2 protein-coding genes are annotated in these 6,000 nt (G+C 33.4%); both read right to left on the bottom strand.

Annotation, left to right across the window (positions count from 1 at the left end; genetic code table 11):
- Positions 1-1,371: RNA-binding domain-containing protein (locus QMG93_RS11315; protein WP_281936364.1), on the bottom strand; the 1,371-nt coding region annotated here is incomplete at its 3' end.
- 455 nt (positions 1,372-1,826) lie between these two features.
- A complete protein-coding gene (locus QMG93_RS11310; RefSeq protein ID WP_281936362.1) occupies positions 1,827-5,585 on the bottom strand; it encodes a hypothetical protein in 3,759 nt (1,252 codons plus the stop codon).
- Positions 5,586-6,000 lie beyond the last annotated feature (415 nt).

Genomic DNA, 6,000 nt, shown 5'->3' with positions numbered 1-6,000 from the left:
GATAAAATTTTGATGTAGAATCTCCATAACAAGCGATAATTTTTTCAAAGTTAGTAAAATACCCTCAGTATCATACGTGCCACGAAAATTCAGATCATCTTCACATTCAGCAAGTTTATTTTTGATAGACTCACAGATAGCGCTATGAATAATCACAGATCTAGTTTCAGGCATAGAAGAATGCATTTTATAATACTCTAGTACATGATGTAAATTGAATGGATTTTTTACAAATTCATCATATTTTTGTTCTTGTAGCTCTTTCATAAAATTCCGATTCTGATCCGGCAACTTGTTCTCAACATATTTTTCAATATCTCTTGTCGATAATGGTGCAAGTTGTAATAATACTCCATTGCGAAAATGATTGGAGTACACATTGGAACGGGAAGCGATACAAAATTTTGAATCCGTGTAGACCTCCATAAATTGTTTCAGTTTTTTGCTAAACTGATCTTTATTTTTTACTTGATCAAATTCATCGAGTAAAAAGACAATATTGCTTCTATCAACTTTAGGCAACCGGCCGTATTGCCTATTAATAAGTTCCATCATTTCTTCATCGGTATAAATGTTTAAAGAGAGATAAATTGGTAATATTGTTATGTTCTCTGCTAATTCAACAAAGCTCTTTCTGAGGAATGTACTTTTCCCATCTCCCGCTTCTCCTAATAACACAACACAACTGTTATTTTCTATAGCTTCATTAATGTTCAGAAGTTTTTTCTCGAATACAGCAGGATAGTGAAGCAAATTTGGGTCCTCATGATCGGAATGTCTTATTAATTTTCGGAGGATAGCATCTTTAGTTTCTTCTCTAAATTCTCCTATTTTTGAAGAGTATTGTGTTGATGTAATAAAATCTTGTACACTTTGTTCTCTGATTGATTGTTTTTCTATTTTATTACGAATAAATTCTGCTAGCTCCTGTCCAACAATACGGATGTTATAGCTCCCTTTTCTGGCGTAAACCAAATTTTGCTTGAGGCCTTTGTAATCTTTCTTCATCATGTAAACCCCAGCGTAATTGCTATTAATCTTAAACGCGGCAAGCAGTTTACCTTGGTATTTGAACTTAACATATTCGAAATCAATTTCGGGCGCTATGTTACTATGAACTAACTGCTGATATTCTGATGAGTCTTTAAATTCTTCAGCATTGATTCCAATAATCTCAGGTTCCCGTCCTGGTCTTTCTTTGATACCAATTATGATATATTTTGTACCCGGATGGTTAGAGTTCGCCATAGCCATAATATCTTTAAGCAAATCTTCTTGCTTTTCCTGCTTATATGGTTCTCTTTTAAAATCCAAACGTTCTGATTCACTATGATTTTCAATTAAGTTAAGCAGTTCGTCCTTGTCCCCCAAGATCACAACCTCCAATTAAGTAAAAAGAATCTTGAATTAGAATTTGGCTAACATGTTTCCAGTAAATTTTGCTCATTACCACTGCTTATGTAAAGCTCAATTTAATAGACTAATTACAAGCGAATTGTATTGCAATCATATGGTAGATTTGACCATAATACCACATTTTGGGGTGGATTTGTCTATCTCGTTGATTTATCTAAAACAATAAAAAGGAGCCCCAAGTGCTTTAATCGTATTATAAGAATTTGAAGGCAATAACTCTAACACCAAAGTTAGTCCTTAGTGTCATATCCGCGCTCAATTCTTTTGTATGTTTCATCATCTAACATTTCATTAGCTTTAAAATGCAGGAATGTCTTTAGGACTTCTACCACTTTGTACTCAAAGCGCTAAGTTAATCTGCCATGTGCCATTCTCGAGAGAATCCGTTTCATTTTATTCTCTCCGTTCTGTTAGCTATCGCTTAGAACTTCATCAATTTGCTCACGCTCAATTTCCCGCCGCCATGTTTCAATTGACCTCTCAATTCTTTGTTTGTGCTTTAAATAAGTTAATCCAGTTAAGGCCGGAAGCACAGATTCTAGAAATGATATTCTTGCTTCCATGTAAGGAATCATGCTTCCAAACCCGCCATAATTTCGTGGTTCTAGTTGAATTTCTCCAAATAAAATCGGATCTGTATTCAATTTAATGAAATGCAGAAGATGTTTTTTTCGGCGTTCAGATGAAAACTCAGCGTCAGCAATAGTTGAAAAAATTATTTTCATAAACTTTGAATTATCAAAATTGACATTGATAAAATGAGATAGCCATTCATCTTGACGAACGATTAGAGTTTCAGAGCTATCCCTGATCATGAAAATATTAGCCATATATTCCGAAATTCCCCATAAGAATGGACCTTCATTACGACAATATAATTTAAAAATATGATCAGCGAGTTGTATATAGTTTTCACAATTCCAAATTGCAGATAATCGATTTTCATCCACATGCCTCAAAGAGTCTTCATCTTTCAAAGTATACTGAATAAACTCATCAATAAATGAAGAATCCTTGAGTATAAAATGAATGAGATATTTGCCGTCATGATCTACATTTCTATCACAGGCAATAAGTTTAATGTATATTTCTTTTAGTAAACCCAAATCATTTTTAAATCGGTCTATTAGTATGTTTGGATTAGTACCACCACCATACGAGCCAAACATCGAATAAAAATATAATCTTATCATGGAAGGGGAGTTATCGTACTTTCTCATAATAATTCTGCTTGCTTTTACAAATATCTCGTCGTCATGATGTCTATATCTTTCCAAAAAATCTATTTCTCTATATGATGTTGAAGTAATATTACCCTCATCTGAGGAGAAAAAGGCGTATAAGCTTTGTATTATTGGTTTCGAAATAGCTTTAGAGGGCAGATTCTTGTAGAAAGAAAACTGCCATTCATTTCTTTGGTCAAATTCAAATTTGTTAATAATTTCGTTAGTTCGTTCAGTACCAACAAACTCAATTAACTTATTAACTATAGGATCGGGATACAGGTAGACAGGTGTATTATGATATAGGTAAACATCAACGGCATATAAAAAAAGTTCTTTATTAATTGCCAGATGATTAAATGCGTACTGTAGCCCATTACCAAAATCCCAGGTATTTTTAGGATTATACTTCTGATAATTTGCACATATTCGAACTATATTTACAATCGTTTCTTCCGTACAATCTTTTAATAGCGTTCTAATGTCAGATTCTTTTAACTCCCTTTCCTTCTCCCAATCGAACTCTTCTAAGTGACGTTCACCCTTTAGAATCTTATAAATAAGAAAATCAGAACTACTTAGGTAATCTGATAAATATGGTCGTAAATCTATATCGTGACGATTAAATTGTTCTGCTACTGTTTTTGCAATAATGCAATGTGATAGTCTGAGCGGGGAAAAAAGATCATGGAAAAAGCGGACAATAATCTGGCAATCAAACTGAACCAATTCTCGCTCTATCTTATCTCTACTGAAGTGTCCATATTCCTTGATTATTGTTTCAATTTCTAGTTGATATGCTTCATTTTGATACAATTCAAATAAACTGTTCCAGATCATTTCTCGATATTTTTTTGAACCATCGCTTACTTGAACTGATATTCGATACATAATGATTGTATTCCCTCTCCCTGCTTCTGAAGGTGAAAAATACAGTTTCAAGAACTCAGCAGCAACTCTAATAAAAAGAATGCATACATTTTCATTTTTCCATGTATCAGCATGCTCAATAAATTTATTTATCAGTTGAATTTGTGTCCAATAGTCATAGCGATGTGAATCTTTTTTAATACTAAACCAATTGTTGATTGTGTGATAAAAATCCATGAAATTTTGTGGTGATTTTTTGTAATATTCGAATAATAAATCCAAAGCTTCCGGCAGATCATTTCTATCGTAGAATCCACCTAGAATCATTAAAATATCGTCATTTAGGCTATTATTACGACTCTCTTTCTCAAAATCAATAGAATTAATATCAAAGATTCCGTGAGGTAATGTATCAATTCTTTCTTTTAGCATCAGTAGCGTTTCAGTTGGTCTAATACGATGAAATACTTTTACAAAATCAAAAAACAAAGGACTCTTTGATTTTTCAAAATCATCCCATGCAATACAAACCTCTTTTTCAAGTTGTTGGTGTATATCCTGAGAAGCGAAGATATTGGCAAGAGTGTTAATCGCATTAATTACACGTAGCCTATATTTTCCGAAACAAGCTTTAAGCATAACTGATAACGGAATGACTCGTTTCTTTATAAATACATATGAAAGTAGATAATTACCTAGACACTGATCGGATATTTTTGCAGCCTTATCGTTGTAGATATCAACCAATTCCAATTCATGTAATCGATAAGCGCATTTAATAAACGAATTATTCGATATATTTAATTTTTCCAAAACAGGCATCAAGTTTTCTAATTGCTCGAGGTTTATTACTGTGAGAAAAGCAATTATGCCTGCCACAGCACACAAATCTCTATCTTGATCGAAAATGTTATATTTTATAAACTTACCATAATACCCTTCATATAATTGGGTGGCATCTTTAATACTTAATAACGATTGTGTTTCAACCGCAAGCTTTCCCGCAATGATAGCAAGCCTCGCATTTCCCTCAGCAATTCTGACAATCTTATCTAGATAGTTTGAGTTTAATATCTGTAAATTAACCTCTAAGAGTTTCTTTATTTCTTCATCTGAAAATGTGCCGATTGTACAAAGTTCTGGAATTGTAAAATCGCGAACATCATGAATGGTTGCTTGTCTTGCGTAGTCTCTCACTGTCATTACGATTTTCACATCATAACCTAGTTTATACTTTCTAAGATACTGTAGAACATGCTGTAATCCAGAAATTTGATTTGCATCATCGATTAGCAGAAGATATTTTCTGGGGGTTTCTAAAAATACTTTTAAATCTTCATATATAGGAAGGCGATTGCTTTGAATGCAAAACAATCTATAGCTGTTTTCAGATGCGTATTTTTGGCAGCACTCCAAAGCCAGTCGTGTTTTTCCTACTCCTGCAGGTCCTGTTATTATTGTAACACTGGCATTTTCTATCTTGGTTAATACTTCAATGATTTCTTTTTCTCTAAACTGGAAGGTGGTTGACAGCGGAGCTACCATTCCATTCGAGTCATAAACAGATATGAATTCCATAATATCAGAGATCTGTTCGGTGCTTATAGGTATCCCTAAGGAATCGCGTGATATTCCGTGAAATCGAGTATAAATGTTACTTGCTATTTCATCTATTCCATATAATTGAAGTAATATCCCATTGGACGAACAAAAATCGCGCAACTCTTTGTTTCTCCCTGCAGACAAATTAGCCGAGGTATGACAATAGATAATTTCAGCAATTTCTGATACCTCTACTCCTGTTTTCTTGGGATTCAAACAGTCGCAAATATCTGCATATATTTTTTCATATACGTTTTTTTGCTGAGCAGTGTACATAACAAAAATATACTTTCCTCTTGGATCAAGAAAATATGTGTCCGGGATACCTTTTGTAGTTTTCATGGTTCCGGATTTCATCCCCAATGATAGTACATTTTCGTATCCTAATTTATATAAATATGCATCACACAAATCCTGAAATGGCCCGCCATCGAGCTGTAATATTTTTTGTTTTATATCTGTCAACTTTGACATTGTGATACCTCCCAATGTTTAAGTAAGCATTTCTCATTTCTACCAATATAATTTTTCTAAAGAACGTGTTTATCGTATAAGATAGCTGTACTACTGTCTAACTATGAAAATTGAATAGTAAAATTATACCATGAACCACAAATATTAATAATAAAAAGGGACAAGTTGTTTATAAATACCCCATAAGTTAAATGAATTCCCATAAAGGGAAGTCTTACTCTTTGTATTTTTGAGGCATTCTTATTACATGAAAAATAGCCCTCTTGCGTTTAAGAGGGCTGCGTTTATTTATCTTACTTCTCCCGATATATCCTTACCACGCACTCCACATGCCTTGTGCGTAAAAGGGATATATGTTACCGCACTCAACTCCACTCGCATTTTTTGAATGCAGGAACATAATCTCAAAAACTCT

This window comes from Paenibacillus tyrphae, from assembly GCF_027925525.1.
In the GTDB taxonomy this organism is placed as follows: Bacteria; Bacillota; Bacilli; order Paenibacillales; family NBRC-103111; genus Paenibacillus_G; species Paenibacillus_G tyrfis_B.
This window is presented reverse-complemented; position numbering and strand designations above follow the sequence as displayed.

Excerpts from the sequence above, each read along its gene's own strand:
- QMG93_RS11310 (WP_281936362.1), bottom strand. The coding sequence starts at position 5,585 with ATGTCAAAGTTGACAGATATAAAACAAAAAATATTACAGCTCGATGGC.